Raw genomic sequence first — 13,819 nt, 5'->3', positions numbered from 1 at the left:
GTGTTATCGCCAGGTACAGCGAGGAGCCCGGTTTCCCACAGCTACGGCGCGTGCGACTAAAGTCGGCTGGCTGGTCAGGCGCCGCTTTGTCAGACTGGCTTGACGCCACCGGCCAAGGATTGCCATGACCAGCCTGTTCAACTTTGCCCGCCCGCCGTTTGACTGCTTGAGCGCAGAGGAGCGCCAACGGCTCGAGCAGCACCTCTCCATCTGCTACTTTCGCGCCGGCCAGCCAGTGCTCAAGGCGGGTGATGCGCCCCCCGGCCTCTATCTCGTCCTCAAGGGAGCGGTGGAGGAGTCGAGCCCCCATCACCAGTTTGGCGACTATGGCGAAGGGGACCTGTTCGACGTACGCGCCCAGTTCGACGGCCACTGCCGCCACCAGTTCAGTGCGCTGGAAGATCTGCTCTGCCAGCTGATCCCCAGAGGCACCTTCATCGAGCTGTGCGAGGGCAATCCCGCCTTCGCCCGCTACTTCACCGCCAGCCTGGCACAGCGGCAACAACAGCAGGAGCAGCGCGCCCAGCTGGGACAGAAGAATCTGGCGGAGTTCATCCTGACCCGCATCGAGTCCGGCCATTTGCAGCCGCCGCTCATCGTCGACAGCCGCCTGTCGCTCTTGGCCGCCACCGAGGCTATGGTGGCCAAGGGCACCGACTGCCTGCTCTACCCGGCCACGGATGGCAGCCTGAGTCTGGCGACCCGCAAGACCCTGCTGCACGCCCTGACGCTCAAGGGGCTGCCGCTGACGACGCCGCTGGCGGTGCTGGATCCGACCCCGCTCATCGGCCTGCCGCTGGATAGCTATCTGTTCGATGCCCTGCTGCTGATGACCCGCCATCGCATCAAGCGGCTGGTAGTCTGGCAGGAGCAGGAGGTGGCGGGGATCCTGCACCTGACCCAGGTGCTCGGCCTCTTCTCCACCCACTCCCATGTGCTGACCCTGCGTATCGCCCGCGCCGACACCCTGCCGGCGCTGGAAGCGGTGGCCCGGGAGCAGCAACAGCTGACCCGTTCGCTGTTCGGCCAGGGGATCCACACCGCCTTTTTGATGAAGCTAATCGCCACCATCAACGAGCAGCTGATCGCCAAGGCCTTTGCCCTGGTGATCCCGCCCGCGGTGCAGGAGCGGGTCTGCCTGCTGATGCTGGGCTCGGAGGGGCGCAGCGAGCAGATCCTCAAAACCGATCAGGACAATGCCCTGATCCTGCCCGCCGACCTGCACTGGCCGACCCAGCAGGCCGACCTGGCCGCCTTCAGCGATCTGCTGGCCCGGCTCGGTTACCCGCCCTGCCCCGGCCGGGTGATGGTCAACAATCCTGCCTGGGTGAAGCCCCTGGCGCTCTGGCAGCAGGAGATCGAGCGGGTCTGCGTCGAGGCCAGTGAAGCAGACTTGCTCTGGCTCGCCACCCTGGCCGACGCCCACCCCATCGCTGGCGATCGCGCCCTGCTTCCTCCTCTCGCCCGCAAGTTGCGCGAGCAGCTGGCCGAGCGGCGAGATCTGCTGGCGGAGATGGTGCGACCGGCGGTGGCGTTTCATGCGCCGCTCACCCTGTTTGGTCGTCTGGAACGGGCGCCGGAGGGGCTGGATCTGAAACGTGGCGGCCTCTTCCCACTGGTACACGGCATTCGCATGCTAGCGCTGGAAGCCGCCATTCTGGAGACCTCTACTCTGGCACGGATCGAAGCGCTGGTGACGGCCGGACGGCTCAGCGCCGGCTTTGGCGACAATCTGGCGGAGGCGTTCAGGCTGTTCGTCCGCTTGCGGCTGCGCAGCCAGCTCAAGGAGGGAGAGAGCCGGGTGCAGGTCAATGATCTCAGCCACGGTGAGCGGGATCTGCTGCGCCAGGCGCTGCATCAGGTGAAGAAGTTCCAGCAGTGGCTCACCTTGCACTTTCGTCTGAGGCAATAGCCATGTTGAGCCGTCTGCGCCGTCATTGGCATAGTCGCCGTGTTAAAGACCCGGCGTTTGCCCCGCTCTATGCCGACCCGCCCGCCGACGAGTGGGTGGCCCTCGACTTCGAGACCACCAGCCTGGATCCCGCCCAGGCCGAGATCGTCGCCATCGGCGCGGTGCGCATTCAGGGCAACCGGGTGCTGACCGGCGAGGCACTGTCCATCCGGGTGCAAGCGCCGGCCAGCCTGAGCGAACACTCGGTGGTGATCCACGGTCTGCGCCATCAGGATCTGCAACAGGGCATGACGCTGGAAGCCGCGCTGCGCCTGCTTCTGGCCTTTATCGGCCCGCGCGAACTGGTGGGGTATCACATCGCCTACGACCTGCGGATCCTCAATCTCGCCTGCCAGCGATACTGGGGACTGACCCTGGCGCAGCGCGGAATAGAGGTGAGTCGGCTCTACCACGATCACCTCTATCGCCGCTATCCCGATGCCGCCATCGACCTGCATCTGGCCGCCATCAGCAGCCACATCGGTCTGCCGGCCCTGCCCGCCCACGACGCCCTGAGCGATGCCATCACCGCGGCCCTCATCTTCTTGCGCCTCACCCGGGGCGGCCCACTGGCTTATCCCAAAGTCTAATTGTCCACAAATAACATTTGATTCACATTTTGCTTACATGAGCAGTCCTGCTGCTCGGTAGGGACCTCCCTTCATTCACCGTCGACACTCAATGTCATGGAGCACTGCAATGGAACAGCAACCGTATCTTCGGATCCAGCAAGATCCCAACTTCCAGGAGCTGGTAGCCAAGCGCCAGCGCTTTGCCTGGTCCCTCTCCATCCTGATGTTGGGGCTCTATCTGGCCTTCATCATGCTCATCGCCTTCGCCCCCGGCTGGCTTGGCACCCCCTTGAGCGAAGGGTCCACCATTACCCGCGGTATCCCGGTCGGAGTCGGCCTCATCGTCTCCTCCTTCGTGTTGACCGGCATCTATGTGTTTCGGGCCAACGGCGAGTTTGACGAACTGAACCAGAAGATCCTCAAGGGAGCCAAATCATGAAAGGCAAGTCTCTGCTGTTGCTGGCCACGCTGGCCTCCTCCCCCCTGCTGGCAGCCGATGCGCTGACCGGCGAGGTCCATCGCCAACCGCTCAATATCTCCGCCATCGTGATGTTCGTGATCTTCGTGGCGGCCACCCTGTTCATCACCTACTGGGCCTCCAAGCGCAACCGCTCCGCCTCCGACTACTACGCCGCCGGCGGGCGCATCACCGGCTTCCAGAATGGCCTGGCCATCGCCGGTGACTACATGTCAGCCGCCTCCTTCCTCGGCATCTCCGCGCTGGTCTACACCTCCGGCTACGATGGCCTGATTTACTCCATCGGCTTTCTGGTGGGCTGGCCCATCATCCTGTTCCTGATCGCGGAGCGGCTGCGCAACCTCGGCAAGTACACCTTTGCCGACGTGGCCTCCTACCGCCTCAAGCAGACCGAGGTGCGTACCCTCTCCGCCAGCGGCTCGCTGGTGGTGGTCGCCCTCTACCTGATCGCCCAGATGGTGGGCGCCGGCAAGCTGATCGAACTGCTGTTCGGCCTGCAATACCATGTGGCCGTGGTGTTGGTCGGCATTCTGATGGTGCTCTACGTGCTGTTCGGCGGCATGCTGGCCACCACCTGGGTGCAGATCATCAAGGCGGTGATGCTGCTCTCCGGTGCCAGTTTCATGGCCATCATGGTGATGAAGTCGGTCAACTTCGACATCGGCACTCTGTTCAGTGAGGCGGTCAAGGTGCACGAGAAGGGCATCGCCATCATGAGCCCGGGCGGCCTGGTCGCCGATCCCATCTCCGCCATCTCGCTGGGTCTGGCTCTGATGTTCGGCACCGCCGGCCTGCCCCACATCCTGATGCGTTTCTTCACCGTGAGTGACGCCAAGGAAGCGCGCAAGAGCGTGTTCTATGCCACCGGCTTTATCGGCTACTTCTACATCCTGACCTTCATCATCGGCTTTGGCGCCATCCTGCTGGTCAGCACCAACCCGGACTTCAAGGACGCCACCGGCGCCCTCTTGGGCGGCACCAACATGGCCGCCATCCACCTGGCCGATGCGGTGGGCGGCAGCCTGTTCCTCGGCTTCATCTCTGCCGTGGCGTTTGCCACCATCCTGGCGGTGGTGGCTGGGCTGACCCTGGCCGGCGCCTCTGCGGTCTCCCACGATCTCTATGCCAGCGTCATCAAGAAGGGCAAGGCCAACGAAGCCGACGAACTGCGCGTCTCCAAGTACACCACTGTGGTGCTGGGTGTGGTCGCCATTGGTCTCGGCATCCTGTTCGAGAAGCAGAACATCGCCTTCATGGTGGGCCTGGCCTTCTCCATCGCCGCCAGCTGCAACTTCCCGGTGCTGTTTCTCTCCATGTTCTGGTCTCGCCTGACCACTCGTGGCGCCGTCTACGGTGGCTGGCTGGGGCTGGTGAGCGCGGTCAGCCTGATGATCCTGGGCCCGACCGTGTGGGTGAAGGTGCTGGGCCATGCTCAGGCCATCTTCCCCTACGAGTACCCCGCTCTCTTCTCCATGGCGGTGGCCTTCGTCGGGATCTGGCTGTTCTCGGTCACCGACAAGTCACAAAATGCGCTCGATGAGCACGCCAAGTTCTTCCCGCAGTTCGTCCGCTCCCAGACCGGACTGGGGGCAGCCAGCGCCAGCTCCCACTGAACCTTCGATTGACGGTTGCAAGCCGGCCCCAGGGCCGGCTTTTTTCATGCCGACAGGCAGCGGTCAGCGCCCGTTGCAATCCGATCGACGCGGCCATGACCGCCAGGGTGCGCGAGCGCTCGTCATCATTATCTCTCTTCCCTCTGCAATAGGCCCGGATCACAGTTCTTGCTAAAACTTTCGGGGGATCTGTGCCATAATGCGCGCCATTTGACAGACCAACCGGGACATTCCAGTGCTTTCAAGCAATAACATCACCATGCAGTTCGGCGCCAAGCCGCTGTTTGAGAACATCAGCGTCAAGTTTGGCGGCGGCAACCGCTACGGCCTTATCGGTGCCAACGGCTGTGGCAAGTCCACCTTTATGAAGATCCTCGGCGGCGATCTGGAGCCCACTGGCGGTAATGTGAGCCTGGACGTCAACGAACGCATCGGTAAGCTGCGTCAGGATCAATTCGCCTACGAAGAGATGCGCGTACTGGACGTGGTCATGATGGGTCACACCGAGCTGTGGGCCGCCATCGCCGAGCGCGATGCCATCTACGCCAACCTGGAAGCGACCGACGATGACTACATGAAGGCCGCCGAGCTGGAAGGTCTGGTCGCCGAGTATGACGGCTATACCGCCGAATCCCGCGCAGGCGAGCTGCTGCTGGGTGCCGGCATTCCCATCGAGCAGCACAACGGCCCGATGAGCGAAGTGGCACCGGGCTGGAAACTGCGGGTGCTGCTGGCACAGGCGCTGTTCTCCAACCCCGACATCCTGTTGCTGGACGAACCGACCAACAACCTGGACATCAACACCATTCGCTGGCTGGAACAGGTGCTCAACGATCGCGAGAGCACCATGATCATCATCTCTCACGACCGTCACTTCCTGAACTCCGTCTGCACCCACATGGCGGATCTGGACTACGGCGAGCTGCGCGTCTATCCGGGCAACTACGACGAGTACATGACGGCCGCCACCCAGGCCCGTGAGCGCCTGCTGGCCGACAACGCCAAGAAGAAGGCCCAGATCGCCGATCTGCAATCCTTCGTCTCCCGTTTCAGCGCCAACGCCTCCAAGTCCAGCCAGGCCACCTCCCGCCTCAAGCAGATCGACAAGATCAAAATTGAGGAAGTGAAGGTCTCCAGTCGGCAGAACCCCTTCATCCGCTTCGAGCAGGAGAAGAAGCTCTACCGCAACATCCTCGAGATCGAAGGCGTATCCAAAGGTTATGGCGAGGCTCCGCTGTTCAAGGGCCTCAACATGATGCTGGAAGTGGGCGAGAAGGTCGCCATTCTGGGTACCAACGGGATCGGTAAATCCACCCTGATCAAAACCCTGGTGGGCGCGCTGGCACCGGACACCGGCACCATCAAGTGGTCCGAAAACGCCCAGATCGGTTACTACGCCCAGGATCACGCCGAGGACTTCGACACCGATCTCAACGTGTTCGACTGGATGGCCCAGTGGAAACAGGAGAACGAAGACGAGCAGGCGGTACGCTCCGTACTGGGCCGTCTGCTGTTCTCCCAGGACGACATCAAGAAGCCGGTCAAGGTACTGTCCGGTGGTGAGCAGGGCCGCATGCTGTTCGGCAAGCTGATGATGCAGCGCCCCAACATCCTGATCATGGATGAGCCGACCAACCACCTGGACATGGAATCCATCGAATCCTTGAACCTGGCGCTGGAGATGTACAAAGGCACCCTGATCTTCGTCTCCCACGACCGTGAGTTCGTCTCCTCCCTGGCGACCCGCATCCTGGAGCTGACTGAAGATGGCATCCGCGATTTCGGCGGCACCTACGAGGATTACCTGCGTACTCAGGGTGTGGTGTAACCCCCTCCTGCCCGCACATCCCGTCAATGAAAACCGGCACCTGAGTGCCGGTTTTTTTATGCCTGTGATATCTGCCGGACGATACAGATCATCCCGTGTGCCATATGCCCTTCCCCCTGCCAGGGCCGGTTGTCATCCCGCCAGAAAGGAAACTGAACGGCGCCTCGCAGATAAAGAAACGGCCCCATCAAGGGGCCGTTTTCACATGGATTGGAGTCGGTTCGACTTATTCGACCGTGGCTTCCACATCGGTGAAGTACTCGATCTTGGCAGACTTGCGCAGCTCGTCGATGAGAGACTTGTAGCTCACCTGAGCCTTGCCCTGACCCAGCTGGCCTTGCAGCAGCTTGGCCATGCCAGACGGCTCCTTGGCGACTGTCACCTTGTCCAGCGCAACCACTACGCGGTCGCCATTGGCTTCGGTCACCAGCTCGACGCTCGGCTTGCCATCGATCGGATGAGGCATGCGGAAGGCCTGCGCCACCAGGTTCTGATCCAGATCCTGAGCGAAGCGGGCTACCCCGTCATGATTCTCCACCTTCAGACCCAGCGCGGTCAGCTCGGCCTGGATATTCTCGCCAGCCTTGAGCTTGTCCAGCAGACCCTGCGCCTTGCCACGGGCCACTTCACTGGCCTTGTCGTGCTTGATGGCAGCAATCACCTGGTCTTTCACCTCCGCCAGCGATTTGGCCGCTTTCGGCTGGTGACCGGTGATGTGCATGACCAGCGCCTTGCCATCTGCCAGTTCGATCACGTCGGAGTTGGTGTTGTCATCGCGCAACTGCTCGGAGAAGGCGGCGGAGAGTGCCTTGGGATCGTTCAGCGGTGCCGGTGCATCAGCCTGGCTGAAGTAACCGGTGGACTGCACCTTCAGACCCATGGTGTCGGCGGTCAAGTCCAGCGAATCCGGGTTCTCGAAGCTGCTGTCGGCCATCTTCTGCTGCTCGGCAAAGAACAGCTCCTTGGCCTTGTCTGCCTGCAAACGGCTGATGGTCTCTGCTTTCACATCGGCAAACGGCTTGGTCTGGGCCGGTTCAACCCCCAGCAGCTTGATGACGTGGAAACCGAACGGGCTCTTCACCACGGTGGAGAGATCGCCGGTCTTGGCCAGCGCAAACGCGGCCTTCTCGAACGCCGGATCCATCACCCCTTTCTCGAACCAATCCAGCTCGCCGCCTTTCTTGGCGGAGAAGGTATCGGAAGAGTCAGCCTTGGCCAGCGCGGCGAAATCCTCACCGGCCTTGGCTTTGGCCAGCACGGCCTCGGCCTTCTGCTCGGCGGCTTTCTCGTCCTTGCCGAACGGGATCAGGATATGAGCCACATGACGACGCTCGGCACGCTGGAACAGATCCTGGTGCTGATCGTAGTAATCCTGGGCATCCTGCTCGCTCACCTTGACGTCTTTGCCAAGGGTGGCGGCGTCCAGCAGCAGGTAGTCAACCTTGACCTGCTCGTCATTCATGAAGTGGCTGCTGTTGGCCTTGTAGTACTGCTCCACCTCTTCATCGGAGACTTTCACGTCCCCCAGGTACGCAGCAGCGGCCAGGCGCACCAGACGCAGATCGCGAGTCTGGTTGTAGAGCTTGTCCAGTTGCTCGGCTTCACCCTTGAGTGCAAATTCGGTGCCCAGCAGGGCGCCCATCAGTTGCTGGCGAACCATGTCCTGACGCAGGGAGTCACGGAACATCTCCGGGGTCATGCCGGCACGGCGGATCAGCTGCAGATAGCGATCGTTGTTGAACTTGCCATCTTCGGCAAACTCGGGCATGGCGACGATGGCCTGCTTGATCTGCTCATCGCTGACGCGCAGACCCAGTTCACGGGCCTTGCTGTCGAACAGGGCCTGATCGATCAGACGGTCCAGCACGCCACGGCGGAACTGCTTCATATAGTCAGGATTGGCGGCCAACTGGCTGAAAGACTCCCCCATTTGGGATTCCATGCGGGCCCGCTCGTTGCGATAGGCATTTTCCAGCGCAGCGGAGCTGATGTCATTGCCGTTGACGGTGGCGGGGGCGGTACGAGCCGGGCCGTTGAGGTAGCTACCTACACCGGCCAAGGCAAAGGAGAGGATGATCAGGCCCAAGATAACCTTGGCTACCTTGCCCTGCGCCCCTTCGCGTAGTTTATCCAACATCATGTTTGTACTTATGCTCCCGAACTCGATGGGCGTAAATAATGAAAAGGCGCACCGATTGCGATGCGCCTTGGTCAATCAGTATGAGGGAGAGCCCTCTCACTTGTCTGGTCTGTGACCAAGGACGGTGGCCGATGTGATATCAGCGCCCGGCTTAGTTGACAGCGTCTTTCAGGGCCTTACCGGCTTTGAAGGCAGGAACTTTACCAGCGGCGATTTCGATGGTCGCGCCAGTTTGCGGGTTACGGCCAGAACGGGCAGCACGCTCGCGCACGGCGAAAGTACCGAAACCTACCAGAGCAACCTGGTCACCCTCTTTCAGGGCTTCACCCACGGCGTCAATGAAAGCATCCAGCGCACGGCCAGCAGCGGCTTTGGAGATATCAGCACCGTCTGCAATCTTGTCAATCAGTTGAGATTTATTCACTCTTATATTCCCCTTTTATCGAACATCGCTGCGGCGCCGATTTCCCTGGCCACAACAAGTGGAGGTTTTATAGCAAGCCTCCTGATCAGTTGCAAGTGACAATCTAGCGCAAACCCGCGCCACATCACGCATTGCGACTCATCATGAGTACCCGATCGGTGGTCAAGGCTACTTCCGTTATCCGGCGCATGCAAGCCTTAACCACCCCCCGAATGCGCCAAATTTGCGGCGCATCAACATTTACACGACAGAAACGCGCTCAAACCCTTGCGGATTGTCCTGCAACGCCAATTCCAGCACCTCGTCAATCCAGCGAACCGGATAGATTTCAAGGTCTTGTTTGACGTTGTCCGGGATCTCCTCGAGGTCACGCTCGTTCTCTTTCGGGATCAGCACCCGCTTGATGCCACCGCGATGGGCTGCCAGCAGCTTCTCTTTGAGGCCGCCAATAGGCAGCACTTCGCCGCGCAAGGTGATCTCCCCCGTCATGGCCACATCAGCACGAACCGGATTACCGGTCAAGCTGGAGACCAGGGCGGTACACATGGCGATACCGGCGCTCGGACCGTCTTTCGGGGTCGCCCCTTCCGGTACGTGCACGTGGATATCGCGCTTCTCGTAGAAGTCGGCATTGATGCGCAGCTTCTCGGCACGGGCCCGTACCACCGTCATGGCGGCCTGGATGGACTCCTGCATCACGTCACCCAAGGAACCTGTGTAGGTGAGCTTGCCCTTGCCCGGCATGTTGGTGGTCTCGATGGTGAGCAGATCGCCCCCCACTTCGGTCCACGCCAGACCACACACCTGACCCACCTGGTTCTGATCGGTGGCCTTGCCGTAGTCAAAGCGCTGCACCCCGAGGAACTCCTTGAGGTTGGCCTGATTGACCTGAACATGCTTGATGCTCTTGTCCAGCAGGATGCGCTTGACCGCCTTGCGACAAATCTTGGAGATCTCACGCTCCAGACTCCGCACCCCCGCCTCGCGGGTGTAGTAACGGATCACCCCGACCAGAGCGGAATCCTCGATGGTGATCTCGGACTCTTTCAGGCCGTTGCGCTGGATCTGCTTGGAGACCAGATGCTGCTTGGCGATGTTGAGCTTCTCATCTTCGGTGTAACCGGAGAGGCGGATCACTTCCATCCGGTCCAGCAGCGGACCCGGGATGTTCATGGAGTTGGAGGTGGCCACGAACATCACGTCCGACAGGTCATAATCCACTTCCAGGTAGTGATCGTTGAAGCTGTTGTTCTGCTCGGGATCCAGCACTTCCAGCAGGGCTGAAGCGGGATCGCCACGCATGTCCGAGCTCATCTTGTCGATTTCATCGAGCAGGAACAGCGGGTTCTTCACCCCGACTTTCGCCATCTTCTGGATGAGCTTGCCGGGCATGGAGCCAATATAGGTACGGCGATGACCACGGATCTCCGCTTCATCACGCACCCCGCCGAGCGCCATGCGCACATATTTGCGACCGGTGGCCTTGGCGATGGACTGACCGAGCGAGGTCTTACCCACGCCGGGAGGCCCTACCAGACAGAGGATCGGCCCCTTGAGCTTGTTGACGCGCGCCTGCACCGCCAGATACTCGAGAATGCGATCCTTGACCTTCTCCAGGCCATAGTGATCGGCATCCAGCACCTCTTGCGCCTTGCCCAGGTCTTTCTTGACCTTGGAACGCGCCTTCCACGGCACCTGCACCATCCAGTCGACGTAGCTGCGCACCACGGTGGCCTCGGCCGACATGGGCGACATCATCTTCAGCTTGGCGAGCTCGGCCTGCGCCTTCTCACGGGCATCTTCCGGCATGCCGGCCTCTTCAATCTTGCGATTGAGGGCTTCGAACTCATCCGGACTGTCTTCCAGCTCACCCAGCTCTTTCTGGATGGCCTTCATCTGCTCGTTGAGATAGTACTCGCGCTGGCTCTTCTCCATCTGCTTCTTGACCCGGGAGCGGATGCGTTTCTCGACCTGCAGCAGGTCAATCTCCGACTCCATCATGGCCATCAGAAACTCGATGCGCTCGGACACGGAGGCGATTTCCAGCACCTTCTGCTTGTCTTCGAGCTTGAGCGGCATGTGGGCGGCCATGGTATCGGCCAGGCGCGCCGCATCATCGATCGCCGAAATCGAGGTGAGCACCTCGGGCGGGATCTTCTTGTTGAGCTTGATATAGCCTTCGAACTGACCGATGGCGGAGCGCACCAGCACATCCTGGTCCTTCTCCTCAATCGCCTTGGAGGCGATGTACTGCGCCTCGCCAACGAAGAAGTCCCGGTCGTCGATCATCCGCTCAAGACGGGCACGCTGGCCCCCTTCCACCAGCACCTTGACGGTGCCATCGGGCAGCTTGAGCATCTGTAGAATATTGGCCACTGTCCCGACGGAGAAGATCTCCTCCACCGTCGGCTCATCGGTTGACGCATCCTTCTGGGCCACCAGCAGAACTTTCTTGTCCTGCTCCATGGCCGCTTCCAGACAGCGAATGGATTTTTCCCGCCCCACAAAGAGTGGAATGACCATGTGGGGGTAAACCACCACGTCACGAAGAGGCAGGACGGGAATCTCGATGCGTTCTGAACGCTCTAGGTTCATATATGTCCTCTCGGCTTGTTATACCGTTGGCAAAGCGCTTGGCTGAGTATATGGGGGCGCTTAGATGAGATTCAATCGCCGAAACCGCAAAAAGCATGAAAGGGGCAAAAAGCCCCTTTCATTTGATTAAAAATCAGACATTTACTCTGATGCGGCGGCCTGGGTCTCGGGATTTTCGTAGATCATCAAGGGCGCGGAGTCCCCTTTGATCACGGTTTCGTCGATCACCACCTTGCTGACACCGTCCAGCGACGGCAGGTCATACATGGTATCGAGCAGCACGGCTTCCACGATGGAACGCAGACCACGGGCGCCGGTTTTACGCTCCATCGCCTTGCGGGCAATGGCGTTCAACGCGTCGTCACGGAACTCCAGCTCCACCCCTTCCAGATCGAACAGCGCGGCATACTGTTTGGTCAGCGCGTTCTTCGGCTCTTTCAGGATCTGGATGAGGGCAGCCTCGTCCAGCTCGGTCAGGGTCGCTACCACTGGCAGACGACCGATGAACTCGGGGATCAGACCGTATTTGATCAGATCTTCCGGCTCCACCTTGGCAAAGCTCTCGCTCAAGGTCGCCTTGGCGCTCTTGGACTTGACCTCGGCACCAAAACCGATGCCGGTGCCCTTGACGGAGCGCTGCTCGATCACCTTGTCCAGACCGGCAAAGGCGCCACCACAGATGAACAGGATCTTAGAGGTATCAACCTGCAAGAACTCCTGCTGCGGGTGCTTGCGACCACCTTGCGGCGGTACGGAAGCGATGGTCCCTTCGATCAGCTTGAGCAGGGCCTGCTGCACCCCTTCCCCGGACACGTCGCGGGTAATGGAGGGGTTGTCCGACTTACGGGAGATCTTGTCGATCTCGTCGATGTAGACGATGCCACGCTGGGCCTTCTCTACGTCGTAGTCGCACTTTTGCAGCAGCTTCTGGATGATGTTCTCCACGTCCTCGCCCACATAACCGGCTTCGGTCAGGGTGGTGGCATCGGCCATGGTGAAGGGAACGTCCAGCAGACGAGCCAGGGTTTCAGCCAGCAGGGTCTTGCCACTGCCGGTCGGACCGATCAGCAGGATGTTGGATTTGCCCAGCTCTACACCACCGGACTCGCTGCCGCTGCGCAGCCGCTTGTAGTGGTTGTAGACGGCTACCGCCAGCACCTTCTTGGCGTACTCCTGCCCGATCACATAGTCATCCAGATGAGCGCGGATTTCATGAGGGGTCGGCAGCTCGCTACCATCGCGCTTGGGCGAGATCTCGCGGATCTCTTCGCGGATGATGTCGTTGCACAGCTCGACACACTCATCACATATGTAGACGGAAGGGCCAGCGATCAGCTTGCGCACTTCATGCTGGCTTTTGCCGCAAAAAGAGCAGTAGAGCAGCTTATCACCCTCACCCTTGCGTTTTTCTGTCATTCAGCAACCTCGTTTTATCAATAGAGGATGGATTGTCCTGTTGAGTTTACAACAGTCCGGAACACCCTGCCCATGCCTGATCTGCCGATTGAGGGCATCATCAAACCAGATGATGCCCTCGACGATGGTACGGGCTAGCTCGTGGCTCAGCCGCGGCGGCTCAGGACACCATCAACCAGACCATAGGCCACAGCCTGCTCGGCCGACATGAAGTTGTCACGGTCGGTGTCACGCTCGATGGTGGCCATGTCCTGACCGGTATGGAAGGCCAGACGCTCGTTCAGGGTATTCTTGATCTTCAGGATCTCCTGGGCATGGATCTGGATATCAGATGCCTGGCCCTGGAAACCGCCCAGCGGCTGGTGGATCATCACGCGGGCATTGGGCAGGCAGAAACGCTTGCCCTTGGCGCCACCGGCCAGCAGGAAGGCACCCATGGAGCAAGCCTGCCCCATGCACACCGTGCTGACGTCCGGCTTGATGAACTGCATGGTGTCATAAATGGACATACCGGCCGTGACGGCCCCACCCGGAGAGTTGATGTAGATGCTGATGTCCTGATCCGGATTTTCAGACTCCAGAAACAGCAGCTGAGCCACCACCAGATTCGCCATGTGATCTTCAACCTGACCGGTCAGGAAGATCACCCGCTCCTTCAGCAGACGAGAATAGATGTCGTAGGAACGCTCCCCTTTCGCGGTTTGCTCTACCACCATCGGGATGAGCGCATTGCGTGGGGATTCAGTCACATCGTTATAGTTCTTGTACATAAGGCATTGTCCCTAAAATAAAATGGCCCGAG

Annotated in this window: 10 protein-coding genes; 5 read left to right on the top strand and 5 right to left on the bottom strand. The window is 60.4% G+C overall.

What is annotated here, in order from left to right:
* The first annotated feature begins 124 nt into the window (after positions 1-124).
* The 5 genes from ACPDZI_RS09630 to ACPDZI_RS09610 all read left to right on the top strand — a co-directional run bounded on the left by ACPDZI_RS09630 (position 125) and on the right by ACPDZI_RS09610 (position 6,442).
* Complete coding sequence (locus ACPDZI_RS09630; RefSeq protein ID WP_438834424.1) at positions 125-1,912, top strand: putative nucleotidyltransferase substrate binding domain-containing protein; 1,788 nt, start codon at positions 125-127, stop codon at positions 1,910-1,912.
* A gap of 2 nt (positions 1,913-1,914) precedes the next feature.
* The gene (locus tag ACPDZI_RS09625; RefSeq protein WP_408755264.1) at positions 1,915-2,541 is read left to right on the top strand and encodes a 3'-5' exonuclease; all 627 of its coding nucleotides are present in this window, start codon (positions 1,915-1,917) and stop codon (positions 2,539-2,541) included.
* Positions 2,542-2,650: 109 nt separating this feature from the next.
* Positions 2,651-2,962, top strand: coding sequence for a DUF485 domain-containing protein (locus tag ACPDZI_RS09620; protein WP_017408235.1), 312 nt, complete (start codon positions 2,651-2,653; stop codon positions 2,960-2,962).
* Complete coding sequence (locus ACPDZI_RS09615) at positions 2,959-4,614, top strand: cation acetate symporter (protein ID WP_017408234.1); 1,656 nt, start codon at positions 2,959-2,961, stop codon at positions 4,612-4,614. The genes ACPDZI_RS09620 and ACPDZI_RS09615 overlap by 4 nt, the downstream gene beginning before the upstream one ends.
* Before the next feature lie 235 nt (positions 4,615-4,849).
* Positions 4,850-6,442 (top strand): ABC-F family ATPase, encoded by a 1,593-nt coding sequence (locus ACPDZI_RS09610; protein ID WP_011705884.1) that lies wholly within the window; start codon positions 4,850-4,852, stop codon positions 6,440-6,442.
* A 226-nt stretch (positions 6,443-6,668) separates the two neighbouring features.
* Here the strand turns inward: ACPDZI_RS09610 and ppiD are convergent, their stop codons facing one another.
* The 5 genes from ppiD to clpP all read right to left on the bottom strand — a co-directional run bounded on the left by ppiD (position 6,669) and on the right by clpP (position 13,787).
* Positions 6,669-8,582 carry a peptidylprolyl isomerase gene (ppiD, locus tag ACPDZI_RS09605; protein WP_438834423.1) on the bottom strand — a complete coding sequence of 638 codons (1,914 nt, stop codon included), beginning with the start codon at positions 8,580-8,582 and terminating at the stop codon, positions 6,669-6,671.
* A gap of 151 nt (positions 8,583-8,733) precedes the next feature.
* Entirely contained in the window at positions 8,734-9,006 is a 273-nt protein-coding gene (hupB, locus tag ACPDZI_RS09600) for a nucleoid-associated protein HU-beta (RefSeq protein WP_005315375.1), read from the bottom strand.
* A 240-nt stretch (positions 9,007-9,246) separates the two neighbouring features.
* Positions 9,247-11,601, bottom strand: a complete 2,355-nt coding sequence (lon, locus tag ACPDZI_RS09595) for an endopeptidase La (protein WP_011705882.1) — start codon at positions 11,599-11,601, stop codon at positions 9,247-9,249.
* Between the two features lie 141 nt (positions 11,602-11,742).
* Positions 11,743-13,017, bottom strand: a complete 1,275-nt coding sequence (gene clpX / locus ACPDZI_RS09590; RefSeq protein ID WP_005301524.1) for an ATP-dependent protease ATP-binding subunit ClpX — start codon at positions 13,015-13,017, stop codon at positions 11,743-11,745.
* A 146-nt stretch (positions 13,018-13,163) separates the two neighbouring features.
* Positions 13,164-13,787: an ATP-dependent Clp endopeptidase proteolytic subunit ClpP gene (gene clpP / locus ACPDZI_RS09585; RefSeq protein WP_005301526.1), complete on the bottom strand. Its 624-nt coding sequence runs from the start codon at positions 13,785-13,787 to the stop codon at positions 13,164-13,166.
* Positions 13,788-13,819: the final 32 nt, after the last annotated feature.

The sequence above is a fragment of the Aeromonas oralensis genome (assembly GCF_049665575.1).
Lineage (GTDB): Bacteria > Pseudomonadota > Gammaproteobacteria > Enterobacterales > Aeromonadaceae > Aeromonas > Aeromonas hydrophila.
This window is presented reverse-complemented; position numbering and strand designations above follow the sequence as displayed.